Source organism: Lederbergia citrea, from assembly GCF_018343525.1.
Taxonomy (GTDB): Bacteria; Bacillota; Bacilli; order Bacillales; family Bacillaceae_C; genus Lederbergia; species Lederbergia citrea.
The window spans coordinates 156,758-174,735 of the sequence record NZ_JAGYPH010000004.1; the positions used below are offsets into that span (position 1 = coordinate 156,758).

Sequence of the window (17,978 nt, forward strand, 5' to 3'; positions counted from 1 at the left end):
TTAGCCACGCTCCTTTCTAATCACATAATGTAAGCAAGCTTCTTGATCAAAAGCGATCCACTCTTTTTCACTAATCGAAACGATCGCGGTGTGAGGTATTGCAAAAAAACGGAGTTTATCAAAGTAAATTCTTAAATGTGTACCGTCCGGACATGTCTCTAGTTTCTCGATACTTTTACCGGTAATTGGAGATTGATCTTCCCAAGTATGATCGTATATGGTGACCCCGACTGTACTCTTTAGAAATGGTTGTAAATCTTCGGTATTAATGAGTTCCACAGCTGCCGCATCCTCTCATTGCAGGGTATACATTCAGTTGAAATCCTTGCAAGTATTCCCAAAAATCTTCCGCTGCATGGGACTCGATAAAATCAATCGCATCCTCTTCTGATTGCCATCTACTCATGCCTTTAATTTCTGCAACTACAAGCTCCATCCCGTCCTCCGTCTTTTCTTCAAGATACCAATTGAGCCGAATCCCTTTAAAGAGCTCTCGTAATAGGTTATCAATTTCTGCTGCGAAATTACCGGCGGCATTACGGATGAAGCAAAAGTCAATATATGTTTCACTATTCATGAGTCTTCACATCTTTCTTATAAATGAATAAAGCGATTGGAAATAACGCGATATTTAGAGCACAAAAGATTAATACATTCAAATAATTTTCGAAGTAATATTGATGTACCACATATTGTGTAAAAACAATATTTAAAAATAAGATGATACAAAGGATTGCGAAGAAGAGGTAATTACGCTTCATAACGCTTCACCCTGACAGCATATACAGTGCCGCCTTCCACTTTTATTTCAATTCCAGGAAGCGGTCTTCTTGGTGGACCTGCCGTCGGAACACCAGTCTGTGCATCGAAAACGCCATGATGGCAAGGGCAAATCATGTTGCCAGCATCTTTTTCCCAAAACACTGGACAACGAAGGTGCGTGCAGGCATTTTGATAAGCGACAAACTTTTTCTCTGAGAGCCTAATGAGAATGGCGCTATCATGCTCAGCCGGAAACTTGAAATCAACTGCTTCACCGACAGCAATTTTACTTACATCAACGATTTTTTTATGAGGATATTCCTTATCGTCAAGACCCATCAATTCCTTGGCAGCAACTGCTCCCCAAGGTAGAGAAGATACTGCGAATAAACCTGCAGCTCCGACCAAAGTTTTCATAAACCCGCGTCGATCCAGTTTTCTTTCCATATTACGATTGATATTATGCGTGTAATTATCTTCGGCAAAGGGGACTTTATTATTTTTATCGTTCAACTTTCATCCCTCCTAAAACAGCTTTTCCACACCCTGTAAAATTCCAGGGAGGTTAATTTTTACATTTGTTTCGCCTTCAAGATAAGGCATGCTTGTGACCCATTTATCATTATCAAGATTGTATTGTTGCTTTTTATTAGCAATCTCTTCATCTGATAACCATTGAATCGTATTGGACGGGCATACACTCGCACACATTGGCGGGATACCATCTTTCGTCCGGTCAATACAAAGATCACATTTATACATTAAGTTTTGTTCTGTATCGAATTTCGGAATGCCATATGGACAAGCAATGGTACAATTTTGACAGCCGATGCATTTTTCCACGAGCGCTGATAATACTGCACCTGTTTCATGTATTTGAATGGCTTGAGCCGGGCAACTTCTTGCACATGCTGGATTTACACAGTGTAGACACATAAGTGGCATCGTTTGTCGATTAACAAATGGATTTACATCATATACATAGTTCCTGTTTCTCTCATCATGGCCGCCACATTGTGTACAAGCAGCTAAACATGCCCTGCACCCAATACAGTTTTCAAGTTCTAAGTACAATCTTTTACTCATTTCCGTACACCTTCTTTTACTTCAATTTTCTCCATTTGCGCCGCACATGCCTTGAATTCTGGCATTCTCGAAAGCGGATCAAGCGCAGCGATCGTCAATAGGTTAATAGATTGATCATGGCCAAAATGATACGGAACAAAGACAGTATCTTTTCTGATAGCCTCGGTAATTTTCACCTTATAATTTCCTTCACCTCTGCGAGTAAAGAGGCGAATGACTTCTTCATGCTCCATGTTGTATATCTTGGCTGTTTCCGGGTGCACTTCGACATATGGTTCAGGGCACATATCTTGTAAAAACGGAATCCTTCTCGTTTGGTTTCCAGATAGATAGTGGTAAACGACTCTTCCGGTTGTTAAACGAAGCGGATACTTTTCACATGGCTCCTCAGCCGGCGGACGATATGGTAGTGCAAATATTTTCGCTTTTCCATCCGGATGATAGAATTTTTTATCGAGGAACATATGTGGTGTCCCTTTGTCATTCTCGTCTTTACAAGGCCAGAAGACCCCATCTTGTTTATCAATTTTTTCCCACGTCGCACCGTAGTAATCTGCATCGCCGCCTTTTGTAGCGAGTCTAAATTCGTCTGCTACATCTCTTGCTGTTTTCAGATTTGAAAAGTATTTCCCTCTCCCTAAGCGCTCTGCGATTTCCACTTGAATTTGCCAATCCGGCTTTGACTCGCCAATTGGCTCTTGTGCTTTATTAATTTTAATAATCCGGCCTTCAAGGTTTGTTACTGTTCCTTCATCTTCCGACCATGTAACGGTTGGGAGAACGACATCAGCGAATTCGGCGGATTCAGATAAGTAAAAGTCAGCACATACCATAAAATCAAGGTTTTTCATCGCTTTTCTGACAAAGTTCAGATCAGGTGCTGATACCGCAGGGTTTGAACATAATAAATACATAGCACGAATCGTCTTTTGCTCCATCATTTCGAACATTTCAAAGGCAGATACACCTGGTTGTGGCATTTCTTCAGGCTCAATCCCCCACACTTTAGCTACTTCTTCAACGTGCTTTGGATTCGTGATTTTTCTGTAACCTGGCAGCAAATCGGATTTTTGGCCATGCTCACGACCACCTTGGCCATTCCCTTGTCCAGTAAATGTTGCTACTCCTGATTTAGGTCGACCGATCTTACCTGTGACTAACGCCATATTCGTATATCCGGAAACATTATCGACACCTTTATGCTGCTGCTCGATACCGCGGGCGAACATCACAATCGCATTCGGAGCCTTTCCGTATATCTCGGCAGCTCTAATGATTTTTTCCGGTGCCACTCCTGTGATCATGCTCGTATATTCAGGTGTAAACTCCTTTACGAGCTCTTTCGTTTCTTCAAAACCGTTTGTATGATTATTAATAAATTCCTCATCAGCAAACCCATTTTGAATAAGTAAGTTTAAAATACCATTTGCAATCGCAAGGTCAGTACCTGGTTTTAAGTCAAGATGTACATCTGCTCTACGTGCAAGTGGTGTTTCCCTTGGATCAACGACGATGATGTAACCGCCTCTTTCCTGGACATTCCATACTCGGAACATTGAGGTCGGATGACATTCTGCCGTATTGCTTCCGGCGATAAATAGGCAGTCAGTTTCATGAACATCCGTCCAAGGTACTGTTGAGCCTCTGTCTACTCCAAAGGTACGAAGGAACCCTCCAGCTGCACTCGACATACAAAAACGACCATTATAATCGATGTAGCGTGTTTGGAGACCAACTCGCGCAAACTTCCCTGTTAAATAGCATTTTTCATTCGTCATCGATACACCGCTAAAGACTGAAAGTGAATCTTTTCCGTATTCTTTCTGAAGCTCCGTGAACTTTTTCGCAATTAAGTCATACGCTTCATCCCAGCTCGCTTCACGGAAGCCTTCTTTCGTTCCTTTTAAGGAAGCATCATCACGAATGAGTGGTTTCAAAAGTCGATCCGAATGATTCGTTTGTTGGTATGCTGTTACCCCTTTCGGGCACATTTTTCCTAATGTAACTGGCCAATCATAACGAGGTTCAACCCCGATAATTTTATTTGTCATCGTATTCACACGTAAATTCATCCCACATTGCATTCCACAATAACTGCAATGTGTTTTAATTAACTTTTCATTTGGATGAGTTAAATTCTCGATTTCTTTAAAAAACTTATCCCTTTGCATTTTGGTTGGCCTCCTTGTATTTGATTTCGTGCGTCTGTATTCCCGAAAACTGAGCAATGCGATACTTCCTTCTACAAGGGAGACACATTTCAGCTAATTGATGGCCCTCTTTCGTTTGAAAGCTAATGTCGTTTACCGAAAGGACCCCAACAACATCTTGTGTTTGCTCAGTCGAAACATATGTATCGCCGCAAACTTTACATTTGAAGGGAGCCTGCTCCTGATAATGTTCACGATAGTTTTTGGCAAATACACTTAATGGACGGAATGGAATATGGGCCAACTTCCCAAAAGGAAGATAAATTAACGTGACGATTACTGAGTATTGATGGATAAGAGACATCACTGGTTGACCAGCCCCGTGCAAAAAAACGTTCATAAACGTCAAAGCCAAACCGGTAATGCTTACAAATAGTAATAAGTATAGTGGTAAAAAGTCGTATACAAATTTTTGCTCAGCTCTTGCCTGCATGTTTTTCATCCGACGATACATAGCCATACATACACCGGAAATTACCATAATCGCTGTAAAATTTAATGCATTATAAAAGAAAAATGCGATGATGCCATCTGCTTTTACCGTCATTAAATTCATTCCCATGCCTACAACTGTATAGTAGCCATTGTCACCCATCGTGAAATACATCCAGCCAAACACGAGTGGGAAAGTGACAAAGCAAGAAAGAATACAACCCCAGCCGATCAAAAAGTGTTGCGTCCATCGGTAAATTCCCCGATTCCAAATAAATTTGTGGGTAGCAAGATGCTCTACCGATGTTTTTGGTGTGGATTTTCTAAATAATAATTTGATACCTTTTTTAATAAAAATTTTCGTTGGAGGCCTTTCTCCCCAAGCAATAAACCGATAAAAGAATCCGCTGATGAATACGATCGTACCAACCATGTATCCGTACAGATTTAAGTCGACATGAGTAAACATCCTCGTACCAATAAAAGATAAAATAATAAGTCCGCTCACAGATAAAAACATTGATTTAGCAAAATTAGATGCAAAAGCATTATTAATAGAATTTCTTGTTTTTTCATTTGCTGCAACCTTAGCTTGCATAATTCTTCCTCCTCCATAGCAAAAATTACCTTGCTTTTATTGTAAGATGAATTGTTTTTCTTCCCCATCAGGGAAACTCCTTATTCAGGGGGGGAATTCCCCTGATTCTCTCAAGAAAAGCGCAATCGCCTTGATTAGCCCTGGGTAGTATTGAGGATCCAGTAATTTTTTCTTTAATATTTAACCAGCGTACTGTATAATAAAAAAAGTGTTGCTAACACGTGGCTCCGTAGCTCAGAGGATAGAGCGTCGGTTTCCTAAACCGTGCGTCGCAGGTTCGATTCCTGCCGGGGCCGTAAAATAAAAAAGGTGCGAGTTTCAGTATTCTGAAACTCGCACCTTTTTTTTCTGAAAGTTTTTACGAAATGATAAAGTGAGAAATGTTCCTCCCTTTCCAATGTTAAACACTTATATCGCTCTCGTTTGCATTTGCCTCTTTACATTTTTCTCTTTTTTCACCGGGTTAAACAGACTGTATAAAACCGGAACAATAAAGAGAGTGAGCATTGTCGATGTTGTCAATCCCCCGATTACGACAACAGCGAGTGATGATGAGACAATTCCCGCGCTTGTAGACATCGCCATTGGGAATAATGCTCCGACTGTAGCAATTGCTGTCATCAAGATTGGTCTAATTCGAATCACTCCTGCTTCGATTAGTGATTCATGCGTTGTCATTCCCGTTCTTTCATTTTGTTTCACTTTATCAATGAGAACAATGGCATTTGTGACAACGATCCCATTCAACATAAGCAACCCAATCATCGCCGGCATTCCGATCGGTTCTTTGACGATAAAAAGTCCTAGTAATGCACCTATGACCGAGAATGGAATTGCGAATAAGATAACGAAAGGTGCTTTTCCTTCTCCAAATGCGATGACCATTACCATGTAGACGAAAAGGATGCTGACTACAATTGCAATTGCCATATTTTTAAAGCCTTCATCCATCGCAGCTGCTGCGCCTTCCTTATAATAATTTACGCCTTCAGGCAAATTCAGCTTGGCTATTAATTCATCTGCTTTTTTCGTTACTTCTCCTGCTTTTGCGTCGGTAATTTGTCCAGCAACCATGACATACTCATTTTGATTCAGATGGGTAATGACTGTTCTGTTCGTGACCCGCTTTAATTTACCGACTTCATTAAGCGCAACAGGCATGCCCATTACATTATTAATCTTTTGCTCTCCCAATTCTTTAAGTTCAACAACATCGTTCATCTTCAATCCGAGCTTAACATCTGTACTCTTATCTTCTAGAGTCATTGTTGTTACAACATCTCCGTTAATAAACTCACGAATACTTTTCCCAACCATTGCCGGCATGAGCCCTTTTTCGGCTAATTTTTCTTCATTTAGTTCTATTTCTATTTCTGGCCTGTCACCTTCAAGGGAAGAATGTACATCAGCCATTCCCTTCATTCCTTTAAGTTCGCTGACAATTTGTTGGCTCGCTGTTTTAATATCTTTAATGTTAGGACCATTTACAACAAGCACATATTGCGACTGTGCTCCAGCTGCGAAATTCCCCACCCCAGTAACAGTAATCTCCTTTGCTTCCTTCAAATCTGCAAATTGGTCACGCAAATCATTAATAAATCCATCGATATCTTTTACAGAATCCTTTACGACAAACGATGTGGAAGCGTACTCTGAATGTCCCCTTACACTTGTGCTAACAAGCTTTACTTCCTCTTTATCTAAAAGTATCTTCTCTACATCACTTGCTACTTTACTTGTCTTTTCCGGAGCCGTTCCTTTTTCCATAGAGATATTGACATCAAAGTTCGTCATTTTTTCCTGAGGTAAAAATGTCGTGCCTAACTTAGGAGCAATCAGTCCTACAGTCCCACCAAGTAGCACAATGGCCATCAAAAGTGTAACTAATCTATGTTTCAGAACCCAATTTAAACTTTTACGATATCCTTTTTGCAAACCATTTTCTTTATGCGCCTTTAGTTTAATATCCAATAAGAAAATTCTCGCCATGAGTGGTACGATCGTAATCGCTACAATCAACGAAAACAGTAATGAGATGACGATTGTCCAGGCAAGTGGAGCAAAGAACTTCCCAACAATACCAGGCACAAAAGCCATTGGCAAAAATACAGCAACTGTTGTAAGGGTGGAAGAAGTAATTGCCGATGCCACTTCTCTTGTTGCCTGTTCGACTAGCTTATCATCGCGGTCTTTCGCAGCTCTTACCCTTCTAAATACATTTTCAATGACAACAATGGAGTCATCCACTACCCGCCCTACAGCAACAGCAATTCCCGCGAGCGTCATAATATTCAGCGTATATCCAAGCATATTAATGACTGTAAAAGATGCTAATATCGACAGTGGAATGGATATGACTGCAATAATCGTTGAGCGGATATTTCTTAAAAACAACAACGTCACGATGACGGCCATTGCCGCGCCTAATAACGCCTCTTTGAGCATAGAGTAAACCGAATCTTTAATCTCTATCGATTGGTCACGAAGTGTTTCCACTTTATATCCTTTAGGAAGCTTTATATCTTCCATTTCTTTTTTCACTTTATCTACGATCGCAACGACATTTGCTCCACCTTCCGCAACTATCCCGAAACGGACACCTGGCTCTCCATTTATTCTAGTAAAATCGCTTACGTTTTCATTTTCATACGTTATATCAGCGATTTCACTCAGTTTAATATCTTTTAGCTGCGGCATAGCCCCTTGCTCAGACGGGGTCCCCATTGTAAATAATCGAATGTTTTTCACATCATCAAGAGTTTTAAGTTCTTTTCCGACCCTTACAGGCAAAACTTCGTCTGAAAGCTTAAGATCACCAGTAGGAATGCTTAAGTTGTTGGTATTGATTGCTGCTTTTACATCATCCAGTGTAATGCTTTTTTTCTCAAGTTCTTTAGGCAGAAGTCGAATGGAAACAGACTTTTCTTCAATTCCCCCGACATCCACTTTGCTTACGCCATCAATGACTTCAAGCCTCGGAATGATCTTATCTGCTACAAATCTCTGAACATCGGTGCTATTTTCCTCTCCATAAACCCCCATCGAAAAGATGGTTGGATCCTGATCAGGCCCTTGTAAAATAAATTCCGGTTTTTTTGCTGTATCAGGCATCTTTATTTTATCGATTGCCGATCTTACTAATTGCTCTCCATCCTTCATCTTTACAGACATGTCAAATTCCATTGTGGAATAAACGGCATTTGCAACACCATCGGTATAGACATTTTTCACACCTTTAATATTCATTAATTCTCTTTCTACAGGTTCCCCAATTTCTTTCATCGATTGCTCAGGCGACGCCCCCGGATAGGCAATCACGACTGTCAAATAAGGGATATCCACATTCGGATATTTCTCTATATTTATTTCTTTTAAAGAATAAATTCCCCCACCGACAATTAGAAGCATCATTAAAAATAAGGCTACTGCATTTTTCATACTAAAACGAATCACAGATTTAATCATAAAACCATACCCCCTTACTCCTATTTTTCTTTTTTAAAAATTTCACTTTTTCCATTATATCCCTTTCCCATTATGAGCAATTTTTGGGAGGATTACCATAACTTTCTTCACCATCTTATAAAAATTTTCAAGTTAGTGAATGAAGCGCGGGGTTGATTTTTCACTACGACTCTAGACCTATAAGAATTACAAACAACGAAAAAGCCGTAACTTAATGAGTCACGGCTTTTACTTTTTGCTTTTCACCATTTCAATTAGTTCTTTTAATTCATTCGTAAATCCTTTTACGGCTCGATTTTCTACTACCGTTACAGGTACTCCGAGAAAACCGAACTTCTCTACTTCTTTTTGATATTTTTCGCTTGTAGATACGTTTCTTGTCTCAAATGGGATTCCTTCTTGAGTGAGTACTTGTTTGACCAATGTGCATTCGATACAATCATCCGTTGTATATACGATTACTTGTTTGTCCAATGTTTCAGTCCTCCCATGTTTTACTAAGTCATGATTCTGACACAAATTTTACATTGTATTGCTTATTTTTACAAAGTTTCTTTGATTAATAGAATTAATTCTCCTATAATTAACTATAATGTATGTTCAATTATATGTATTTTATCCGCTGGAAAAAAGAATACATACCTCTTCTTTTTTCAACCTCGTGAATAATTTATGTAGGAGGGATTTTACATGCAGCTTGGGATATTGCTTGGTTTATTAGGATTAATGGGAGTAGTCGCAGTGTTTCTCAGTTTTTTTATTGGAACAGCTCTAAACTCCAGTGACTCCAGCACAATTGACGAATTGCCAAAAAATGATTTTAATCAATAAATGAAAAACATTCTTAAAAATCTTCAGCAGATTACTTATTCTGCAGGAGATTTTTATTTTTTTTACAAAAAGGCGATAAATATTCTGAATTTTACGTTATTTCCTGTTATAATAGGGTAAATCAAATAATGCCTCTTTGCTTTTTCACGGAAGTGCTCCAAGAATAGCATACATTTTTACAAATTGGGAGGGATTGGAATGGATTTATGGGTTACCCTTTGTTTAGTAGGTGTATTAGGATCAATCGCAACATTTCTAGCTTACTTTATTAGTACCGGTCTAAATTTTGATGATTCCCACAGGGTTGATAAAGTTCCCCCTAATGATTTTGATCAGAATATGTGAAAAATGAAGTTCTCCTGCAGTTGTCTGCAGGAGATTTTTTTCTTTCTAAAAAGAATAATTTAAACTAATCATTTTCATTCTTGTCATTTCTCTAATTGCATATTTTACACCTTCGTGACCATAACCTGACGATTTCACTCCGCCGTATGGCATATGATCAAAACGCAATGTCGGTACATCGTTGATCAGTACTTGGCCAACCTCAAGTTCATGAGCGAAAAGCATTGACTGTTTTAAATTATTTGTAAACACTCCAGCATTGAGGCCATACTGGCTATCATTCATCAGTTCGAGCGCTTCTTCAGAAGATTCCACTCGATTAATAATCACAACAGGACCGAACACTTCCTCACAAGCGACTTTATCCGTCTCTTTGACATTTGTCAGCACTGTTGGATGAATGCCATTTTCTTGTTTTTCTCCTCCTGTAAGTAGGTCTGCTCCGCCTTCAACTGCTTCCTTCACCCATTCAAGCACACGCTGTTGAGATTTTTTGTTAATCATCCCAGTCACAATTGTACTCTCTTCAAGCGGGTCTCCGAATGTAAGTTGCTTTGTCTTTTCCACAAATTGCTTCAGAAATTCATCTGCGATTTTCTCGTGTACATAAATTCTTTGGGTATGGATGCATACCTGGCCGTTATAGGCGAATGCACCGGCAACCGATTTATCCACCACTTCAGCAAGCTTGTCACTGACAGAAGCATCCACGTATAACGCCGAGTTACTTCCAAGTTCAAGCGTCATCCTTTTAAGGCCGGCCTTGTTTTTGATTTCCTTACCGACTGCTGGACTTCCTGTAAATGAAATTTTTTGAACTCTTTCATCCTCCAATAGTACTTTCACAAGTGTTGCCCCATCACCTGGTACAACATTTAAGGCACCGTCTGGTAAGCCAGCTTTTGTAAATAACTCTGCTAATTTCAAAGCAGTAAGTGGCGTTTTTTCGGCTGGTTTAACGACAATCGAATTTCCGGAAGCGATCGCAGGTCCGACTTTATGGACGACAAGATTTAGCGGGAAGTTAAACGGCGTAATAGCACCAATGACACCGATTGGTTCAAAAATTGTATAAGCGTCACGACCTGCCCCACCAACAGCCGCATCCATCGGAATATACTCCCCGCCAATTTTTTTCGCTTCTTCTCCGGAAAATTGTAACGTTTGAACGGAACGATCAACTTCTGCCCGTGAGGCAGTGATTGGCTTTCCCGCCTCAGCGGTGATTAGTTTAGCAAACTCCTCTTTCTTCTCGTTCAGTAATTCCGCTGCTTTAAATAAACTTGCAGCACGGTCTACAGCAGGCATTTTTTTCATCGTTTGAAATGCTTTATATGCTGCATTTATGGCACGTTCCATCTCTTTTACCGTTCCATCCGCCACTTCTGCAATGACTTTATCGTTATAGGGATTGATCAAATCATAATAATTGGCAGCTTCACTATATTGCCCGTTAAGATATGTACCGAATTTCATTCCATTCACCTCATATCCCATATTTTCTTCACTATAACAAAATATTGAGAAAAATACACAGTTGACGAAACTGTTCATACTGTGTATATTCGTTATTAACAGTTAAAAATAATCAAAAATGTAGGTGTTCACATGAATATCATCATTTCTAACAGCAACGATCAGCCGATCTACAATCAAATCAAAGAGCAGATTAAAGAACAGATTTTACGAGGGGAACTGCCGAAAATGTCTGCTCTTCCCTCCATTAGAAAACTTGCCAAGGAGTTGCAAATCAGTGTCATCACCACTAAAAGGGCGTATGACGAACTTGAAAGTGAAGGCTTTATCGAAACATTTCCCGGAAAAGGCTCATTTGTTGCTGCTCAAAACAAGGAGCTGCTGAAAGAGAAACAAATGAAGTTAATTGAAGAAAAATTGAGTGAAATTATTGATGACAGCAAGACTTTCAATATTAGTATAGAAGAAATCATTCAGATGTTAAAGCTATTGTATGAGGAGTGAATGGTATGGAAAATATTATTGAAATTAATGGCCTCTCCAAGAAATTTAAGGATTTTGAATTAAAAAACGTCTCATTTAATTTTAAAAAAGGCTATATTATGGGGTTAATTGGACCAAATGGCGCTGGAAAAAGTACCTTAATTCGCTGTTTGATGGACTTAATGCAAATTGATAATGGAGAAATTAAATTATTCGGGACTACTCATAGTGAAAATACGAAAGAAATAAAACAACGGATTGGCTTTGTTTATGATGATAGCCATTTTTACGAAGATCTCACACTAGAAAAAAACAAGCGGATTATTGCCCCTTTTTATCGGGATTGGGATGAGAAAGCTTTCAAAGCCTATACAGTTAAATTCGATCTCCCCATGAAAAAGAAAGTGAAACATTTATCCAAGGGGATGAAAATGAAATTTGCGATCGCAATCTCCCTTTCACATCATCCTGAGCTAGTTATTTTAGATGAACCAACATCAGGGCTCGATCCAGTTTTTCGAAGAGAATTGCTTGATATATTGTTAGAGATCATACAAGACGAAAACAAGTCTATCTTCTTTTCGACTCATATTACTACAGACTTAGAGCAGATTGCTGATTACATTACATTCATCAATAATGGCGAGCTTATTTTCAGCAAAGAAAAAGATGAGATTTTTAAGGAGTATCGACTTGTAAAGGGTCCTAGGGATTTGTGTAAAAATATTGAGAGCCTTGAACCAGTTGGGGTTAGAAAAACAGATGTCGGATTTGAAGCACTCGTTACTAATTTGGAAAAGGCTGATTCACACCTTCTTCAGCAATTATACATTGAGCGCCCTTCTCTTGAAGACATCATGTATTACACTGTTAGGGGAGTCTCCCTATGAAACAATTAATGTTGAAAGATTTATATACTCAAAGATTATTTGGTTATGCTTTTCCACTGTTTTTCTTATTACCTTTCTATATGAGTTCATTAACTGGTGTAAATTATCTTGTTATTTATGTGACGTATGCCGCCATTTGGTTAACCGTTTATTCAAATTTCGGTACAGCTGAATCAAATCGAATGGGTTTAAAGCTAATTTCGAGTCTTCCTATTACGAGAAAAAATGTAGTTCAAGCGAAATACGGGGCGGCTTTCATGTGGTGGGGAATCGGCTTCGTCCTATATGGAACAATGGCGTTTCTCATCAGCTTACTTTTAGGTAATACATTTAATATCGGATTTATTTCTAGTATGATTTTGTCGCTTTGTGTAACTTTTATCATTATTTCCTTTTTTTATCCACTCTACTTTTTACTTGGCTATCAAATAGCAGCAGGTATCACGATGATTTTCCCTATGTTAGGATTTTTTGTAATGATGACTATAACAATTGATGACATATCGGGTGAACCTTTGCCATGGGAACTTTTTCCGACAGACTATCTTTCTAATATTTTATTTGTATTGGCAAGTGTGATTATCACACGCCTTTCCTACCTACTTTCAGTAAAGATTTTTGAGAAAAAGGATTTATGAGGAGGCATAGCCATGCTAAATATCATCAAGGCTGATATGAGAAGTATAAAACCATGGGAGTATATGATTCTGATCCCAGCTGTATTATTTTTTGCTTTGCTTGTAGGCGCGAATTTCGTGCATCCATATTATATGTGGATTTTCTATTTAACATTGGGACTTTGCAGCGGATCAGTCGATCGAAAAAGGCAAGAAAAAGTGCTACCTTTAGTCGTTAGTCTACCTATTACTAGAAAAGAATATATAGGGGCTAAATACTTACTTGCTGTAGCTTGGTTTTTCGTCTCTTCGATTGTTACAACGCTTTTTGCCCTTGTTTTTAACCGGAGTTTAGCGTTTTTTTCCTTTGAAATGTGGATAACAACATTATTAATCACTCTTGTTTTCATCGCGATTTATGTGCCATTTAGCTTGTTTTATAGGTCAGCGGGATTTATGTTTGGCCTTGCTATAGTCATTTTTATAATGACTACTCGTGAAACAATCGGACATTTAGAGCTTCACTTTCATCCAATCTTTTTATTATCGATTATATTATTCTATCTATCTTATTATTTTTCAGTAAAAGTATTCGAACGGCTAAATCTATCGTAATACTTCCAAAATTCAGCTACAATAGAGTTACTACCTGAAAAAAGGACATGATGAGGAAATGCATACAAAAGAAAGTTTACTTCAAGATTTAAAAGATTTAGGGATTAATAATAAGGGAACGCTTATGGTCCATTCTTCTTACAAAAGCATTGGTGATGTTGATGGAAGAGCCGACACTGTTTTAGATGCTTTTCAAGAATATATGGAGGACGGGCTGCTTACTTTACCTACTCATACTTGGAAATATATTAATGCAGATAATCCAGTTTTCTCAGTTAAAGATTCACCTACATGCGTTGGTATTTTAACAGAGTTGTTTCGTAAGCGTGAAAACGTGGTACGCTCTGCACACCCTACCCACTCTGTTGCTGCGATTGGAAATGGCTCTGTTGCATTTACAACAGGTGATGAATACTGCGATACACCTTGCGCACGCAATTCAGCATGGGGAAGGCTTCTTGATAGAAATGCACAGATAATGCTCGTTGGAGTAGATTTAATAAGAAATACATTCATTCATGGGATCGAAGAATGGGCCGATATTCCTGGACGGTTGACAGATACATTTGAGCCGCTGCAATCCGTATTAGAGGACGGAACGGTAGTTGATGTCCCTTCCCGGAGACATTGCGGCTTATCTTGGTCCTATCATTTTTGGAAAGTAGACGAAATTTTGGTGAATCGCGGAGCAATGACAATCGGTAAATTTGGCGATGCGGAAACTAGAGTATGCGATGCAAAACTATTAACCGAAGTTCTAATGGAAATGTTACGCGATATGCCTGATCTATTTTCAGATAATGAACCGCTCAACAGACAGACAATAGAACATTACAGTAAACCACTTGTTTACAGCTAAATAGATCAAATAAAAAACTCCCGCTGCACTTGCAAACAAAGTGCAACGGGAGTTTTTGCATTCGACATAACTCGGGGCGTGACAGGCACCGCTCGAATTAACTCGAATTTTCTTTATTTGACTGAGCCCATCATTCCAGCAACGAAGTGTCTTTGCATGAGGAAGAAGACGATTGCTGTTGGTAATGTGGCAATGACGATGGCTGTCATGATGACTCCGAAGTCTGGAGAGTATCCAGAACCTAAGTTGGAAATTAACAATGGGATTGTTTGTTTTTCAGGTGATTGTAAAACAACCAACGGCCATAAATAGTTATTCCAACTAGCCATGAATGTAATGATTGCCGCTGCAGCATATGTCGTCTTCATCGTCGGCACAAAAATCCGGAAGAAAATTCCTAGTTCGTTCAAGCCATCAATTCGTCCAGCTTCAATCATTTCTTTCGGGAACATCTTTGTGCTTTGTCTAAAGAAGAAGATTAAAAATGCAGTTGTCATCGTTGGCAATGCAACAGCTGATAATGTATCGATACCAATAAACGGCATTGTTTGCGTGATGGTTCCAAACATGCGATAGAGTGGAACCATTAATGCTGCAAATGGAATCATCATTGATAATAAAAGAATATTAAAAACGATATCCTTTGCCTTGCTTCTATATATTTCGAATCCGTAACCAGCTAATGATGCAATAATAAGACCTAGCACTGTCGTTGCAATCGATACTTTTGCCGAATTCATTAATGCGGAAGCGATATCTACTGACCCGAATAGTGAAGTAACATTATCCATCAAATGACTGCCAGGAAGTAATCTTCCTTTTGTGATGTCAACAGACTTATTGGTCATACTAATGATCATCCAAAAGAAAGGAAAAACAGAGACCACAGTTGCGATGATCAAAAAAAGATAAACAAACATTCTTCTCAAATTAAACATCTCGATCACCTGCCACTTTAAATTGAAGAATTGCGAAAATCACGATGAGGAACACGATTACGTAAGAAACAGTCGCTGCGTATCCAAAATCCGGCGTATATTTAAAGGAAAGATTATAAATATACTGAGAGATTGAAGTAGTCGCGTTTCCTGGTCCCCCTTTTGTAATATTCATGATTTCGTCGAAAATTTGTAAAGTACCGATTGTTGATGTAATCGACGTAAATAAGATAATTGGCTTTAACATCGGTATAGTAATTTTAAAGAATTGTTGGAATGGGGAAGCGCCATCAATCTTTGCCGCTTCATAAATAGATTGGTCAACATTTTGCAGAGCTGATAAATAGAAAATCATATTGTATCCAGTCCAACGCCAAGTGATCGCAATAATAATCGTTATTTTTGCCCAATATGGATCTGTCAACCAATTAATTGCAGAAGGTATTAAGTGAAGCTTCAATAACATTGTATTTATTAGACCGTCTAACGAAAATAAATATTTAAAAATAACGGAATATGCTACTAGAGAGGTTACGCACGGTAAAAAGATTGCCGTTCTAAAAAAACCTTTAAATTTCAATGTCCGATCGTTCAATAATACGGAAATAAATAGTGCCAAAATGATCATGACAGGTACTTGTACAATTAAATAAATAAATGTGTTTTTTACTGCAGCAATAAAGGTTGGGTCACCAAATAGGCGCTTATAGTTATCTAGACCTACAAAATTCAGGTTTGTTCCTGTCCCTGATTTAAATGATAAAATTAATGCCTGACCCATTGGATAAAAGTAAAACAAGCTAATGAGGATGACCGCTACTGCGATAAAAGACCATCCAATAGTAGTATTTCTCAGCCTGTGGCTCACGGTATTTCACTCCTAACTGATTCTTAAAAAGCCTTGGACAATCCACTCAAGCGGTTTAGCACGAGTGCTTAGGACCGAGATAGCGGGAATTGCCCAAGGGTTAAAGTCATTTTAGCGAATTATTTAAGCTGTGTTTCAGCTTGTTTTTGAGCATCCTTTAGAACAGCATCAAGGTCTTTACCATTCAAGTAATTTTGCATTTCAGCAACGATAATATCTTCAATCGCATACGTATGCATTCCGTAGTTTACACCGATAATTTCATCCATCCATTTCGAAAAGTCAGAAACGATAGATTGTCCACTAAAGAATTCATCATTACTTTTATACGCTTCTCCCTCGGCAGCGGGTTTATAAGTGCCAAGAGCCCCGACATCTGTAACAAGCTTTTGGTAGAAATCCACATTCGATCCAAATGTCTTTCCGAGGAACTCTGCAGCTTTTTCTTTACCTGGAACATTTAATACATAAAATGAACTTCCGCCTAAGTTTGATGCATTTACTGAACCAGAAACATTTAATTTTGGAGTCGGTACGACTGCCCATTTTCCTGATTGAGATTCTTCAGCTTTAATACTTGGTGTAATCCAATTTCCTTGGACAACTGAAGCAACATCACCGCTATTAAAAGCTCCAACCAATTGGTTCCAATCAGAAGTAGGTTTCACAATATTTGCATCCAATAAATTTTTATACACTTGGAAAGCTTCTTTAAGAGCTTCATTTCCTGCGAGATTAGGAGTTACCCCATCTTCTTTTAAATACCATGAACCCGCAGTTTGGATCATTAATCGAAGAATACCAAGATCATTTGGATCAAGCGTAATCATATCTTTTCCTGTTTTTTCTTTGATAGCTTTACCAATTTCCAAGTACTTGTCCCATGTGATTCCTTGTATATCGTCTAATGTATATCCAGCTTCTTCTAAATAGTCAGTTCGCACATACATACCTGTTACACCTGTATCAAATGGCAATCCGTACTGCTTTCCTTCAAAACTGGTTGGTGCAATCTTATAGTCTGCAAAATCTTTCGGATTAATATAGTCCGTCAGTTCGAAAAAGGCATCTGGATATGCTTGTAAAAAGCTTTGTGCTCGGTAATCTTCAATAAGAACAATATTCGGCATACCTTTTGTTGTCCCAGAACTTAATCCTGTATTTAACTTTTGAACGATATCAGGTTGTCCATTTTCAATAATTTTGAGCTTGAAATCTTCATCACCTGTATATGATTGTTCAGCAAGCTTAAGTGCTGCAATATTAAATTTTGGATCCCATGCCCAAGCAGTAATTTCATTGTCATTTGCTGCTCCTTCTTTGCCACCTTCGCCTTTATTAGAAGAACAGGCAGCCAGCACTAACATTGTAGCTAACATTAAAAACAGAAATTTTCTCAATTAAGTTGCCTCCTTGTTGTGAAAACGTTTGCTTCCTTATATTTAGAATATCATGCAGAAAAAAAAGACCGTTAGAACGATCTTTAGATTAAATAGCAATTTT

The 17,978-nt window shown here is 38.6% G+C and carries 20 protein-coding genes and 1 tRNA gene; 8 read left to right on the forward strand and 13 right to left on the reverse strand.

The window, feature by feature from the left end; all coding sequences use genetic code 11:
• Genes KHA88_RS17945 through KHA88_RS17975 form a run of 7 tightly spaced genes read right to left on the reverse strand, consistent with a single transcriptional unit; the run spans position 1 to position 5,088 of the window.
• The gene (locus tag KHA88_RS17945) at positions 1-279 is read right to left on the reverse strand and encodes a hypothetical protein (protein WP_213099683.1); all 279 of its coding nucleotides are present in this window, start codon (positions 277-279) and stop codon (positions 1-3) included.
• Positions 266-577 (reverse strand): hypothetical protein, encoded by a 312-nt coding sequence (locus tag KHA88_RS17950; protein ID WP_213099682.1) that lies wholly within the window; start codon positions 575-577, stop codon positions 266-268. The genes KHA88_RS17945 and KHA88_RS17950 overlap by 14 nt, the downstream gene beginning before the upstream one ends.
• Positions 570-761, reverse strand: a complete 192-nt coding sequence (locus KHA88_RS17955; RefSeq protein ID WP_213099681.1) for a hypothetical protein — start codon at positions 759-761, stop codon at positions 570-572. The genes KHA88_RS17950 and KHA88_RS17955 overlap by 8 nt, the downstream gene beginning before the upstream one ends.
• Positions 751-1,275, reverse strand: coding sequence for a QcrA and Rieske domain-containing protein (locus KHA88_RS17960; RefSeq protein ID WP_213099680.1), 525 nt, complete (start codon positions 1,273-1,275; stop codon positions 751-753). Before KHA88_RS17960 ends, KHA88_RS17955 begins: the two co-directional genes overlap by 11 nt.
• A 12-nt stretch (positions 1,276-1,287) precedes the next feature.
• The gene (locus tag KHA88_RS17965) at positions 1,288-1,848 is read right to left on the reverse strand and encodes a 4Fe-4S dicluster domain-containing protein (protein ID WP_213099679.1); all 561 of its coding nucleotides are present in this window, start codon (positions 1,846-1,848) and stop codon (positions 1,288-1,290) included.
• The gene (locus KHA88_RS17970) at positions 1,845-4,019 is read right to left on the reverse strand and encodes a molybdopterin oxidoreductase family protein (protein ID WP_213122621.1); all 2,175 of its coding nucleotides are present in this window, start codon (positions 4,017-4,019) and stop codon (positions 1,845-1,847) included. Before KHA88_RS17970 ends, KHA88_RS17965 begins: the two co-directional genes overlap by 4 nt.
• On the reverse strand, positions 4,006-5,088 hold the full coding sequence (locus KHA88_RS17975) for a hypothetical protein (RefSeq protein WP_213099677.1): 1,083 nt from the start codon (positions 5,086-5,088) through the stop codon (positions 4,006-4,008). The genes KHA88_RS17970 and KHA88_RS17975 overlap by 14 nt, the downstream gene beginning before the upstream one ends.
• A 223-nt stretch (positions 5,089-5,311) precedes the next feature.
• On the opposite strand from KHA88_RS17975, the gene KHA88_RS17980 reads away from it, so the two are divergent.
• A tRNA-Arg gene (locus KHA88_RS17980) sits at positions 5,312-5,384 on the forward strand.
• 112 nt (positions 5,385-5,496) lie between these two features.
• On the opposite strand, the gene KHA88_RS17985 is transcribed toward KHA88_RS17980, so the two are convergent.
• Positions 5,497-8,553 (reverse strand): efflux RND transporter permease subunit, encoded by a 3,057-nt coding sequence (locus tag KHA88_RS17985; protein WP_213099676.1) that lies wholly within the window; start codon positions 8,551-8,553, stop codon positions 5,497-5,499.
• 228 nt (positions 8,554-8,781) lie between these two features.
• Entirely contained in the window at positions 8,782-9,027 is a 246-nt protein-coding gene (locus KHA88_RS17990; RefSeq protein WP_213099675.1) for a glutaredoxin family protein, read from the reverse strand.
• Positions 9,028-9,243: 216 nt separating this feature from the next.
• On the opposite strand from KHA88_RS17990, the gene KHA88_RS17995 reads away from it, so the two are divergent.
• Positions 9,244-9,384 (forward strand): hypothetical protein, encoded by a 141-nt coding sequence (locus tag KHA88_RS17995; protein WP_213099674.1) that lies wholly within the window; start codon positions 9,244-9,246, stop codon positions 9,382-9,384.
• Positions 9,385-9,582: 198 nt separating this feature from the next.
• Positions 9,583-9,729, forward strand: coding sequence for a hypothetical protein (locus KHA88_RS18000; protein WP_213099673.1), 147 nt, complete (start codon positions 9,583-9,585; stop codon positions 9,727-9,729).
• A gap of 45 nt (positions 9,730-9,774) precedes the next feature.
• On the opposite strand, the gene KHA88_RS18005 is transcribed toward KHA88_RS18000, so the two are convergent.
• Positions 9,775-11,205: an aldehyde dehydrogenase family protein gene (locus KHA88_RS18005; protein ID WP_213122622.1), complete on the reverse strand. Its 1,431-nt coding sequence runs from the start codon at positions 11,203-11,205 to the stop codon at positions 9,775-9,777.
• Positions 11,206-11,337: 132 nt separating this feature from the next.
• Between KHA88_RS18005 and KHA88_RS18010 the strand changes: the two genes are divergently transcribed.
• The 5 genes from KHA88_RS18010 to KHA88_RS18030 are packed head-to-tail and all read left to right on the forward strand — an operon-like array spanning position 11,338 to position 14,669.
• A complete protein-coding gene (locus KHA88_RS18010; protein WP_213099671.1) occupies positions 11,338-11,709 on the forward strand; it encodes a GntR family transcriptional regulator in 372 nt (123 codons plus the stop codon).
• A 5-nt stretch (positions 11,710-11,714) separates the two neighbouring features.
• Positions 11,715-12,578, forward strand: coding sequence for an ABC transporter ATP-binding protein (locus KHA88_RS18015; protein ID WP_213099670.1), 864 nt, complete (start codon positions 11,715-11,717; stop codon positions 12,576-12,578).
• On the forward strand, positions 12,575-13,216 hold the full coding sequence (locus KHA88_RS18020) for an ABC-2 transporter permease (RefSeq protein WP_213099669.1): 642 nt from the start codon (positions 12,575-12,577) through the stop codon (positions 13,214-13,216). The genes KHA88_RS18015 and KHA88_RS18020 overlap by 4 nt, the downstream gene beginning before the upstream one ends.
• A 12-nt stretch (positions 13,217-13,228) precedes the next feature.
• Positions 13,229-13,810, forward strand: coding sequence for an ABC-2 transporter permease (locus KHA88_RS18025; RefSeq protein ID WP_213099668.1), 582 nt, complete (start codon positions 13,229-13,231; stop codon positions 13,808-13,810).
• 58 nt (positions 13,811-13,868) lie between these two features.
• Positions 13,869-14,669 (forward strand): AAC(3) family N-acetyltransferase, encoded by an 801-nt coding sequence (locus tag KHA88_RS18030; protein ID WP_213099667.1) that lies wholly within the window; start codon positions 13,869-13,871, stop codon positions 14,667-14,669.
• A gap of 113 nt (positions 14,670-14,782) precedes the next feature.
• Here the strand turns inward: KHA88_RS18030 and KHA88_RS18035 are convergent, their stop codons facing one another.
• The 3 genes from KHA88_RS18035 to KHA88_RS18045 all read right to left on the reverse strand — a co-directional run bounded on the left by KHA88_RS18035 (position 14,783) and on the right by KHA88_RS18045 (position 17,875).
• Positions 14,783-15,607: a carbohydrate ABC transporter permease gene (locus KHA88_RS18035; RefSeq protein ID WP_213099666.1), complete on the reverse strand. Its 825-nt coding sequence runs from the start codon at positions 15,605-15,607 to the stop codon at positions 14,783-14,785.
• The gene (locus tag KHA88_RS18040; protein ID WP_346729074.1) at positions 15,600-16,475 is read right to left on the reverse strand and encodes a carbohydrate ABC transporter permease; all 876 of its coding nucleotides are present in this window, start codon (positions 16,473-16,475) and stop codon (positions 15,600-15,602) included. The genes KHA88_RS18035 and KHA88_RS18040 overlap by 8 nt, the downstream gene beginning before the upstream one ends.
• A gap of 119 nt (positions 16,476-16,594) precedes the next feature.
• Positions 16,595-17,875, reverse strand: coding sequence for an ABC transporter substrate-binding protein (locus KHA88_RS18045; protein ID WP_213099665.1), 1,281 nt, complete (start codon positions 17,873-17,875; stop codon positions 16,595-16,597).
• Between the last annotated feature and the right edge of the window lie 103 nt (positions 17,876-17,978).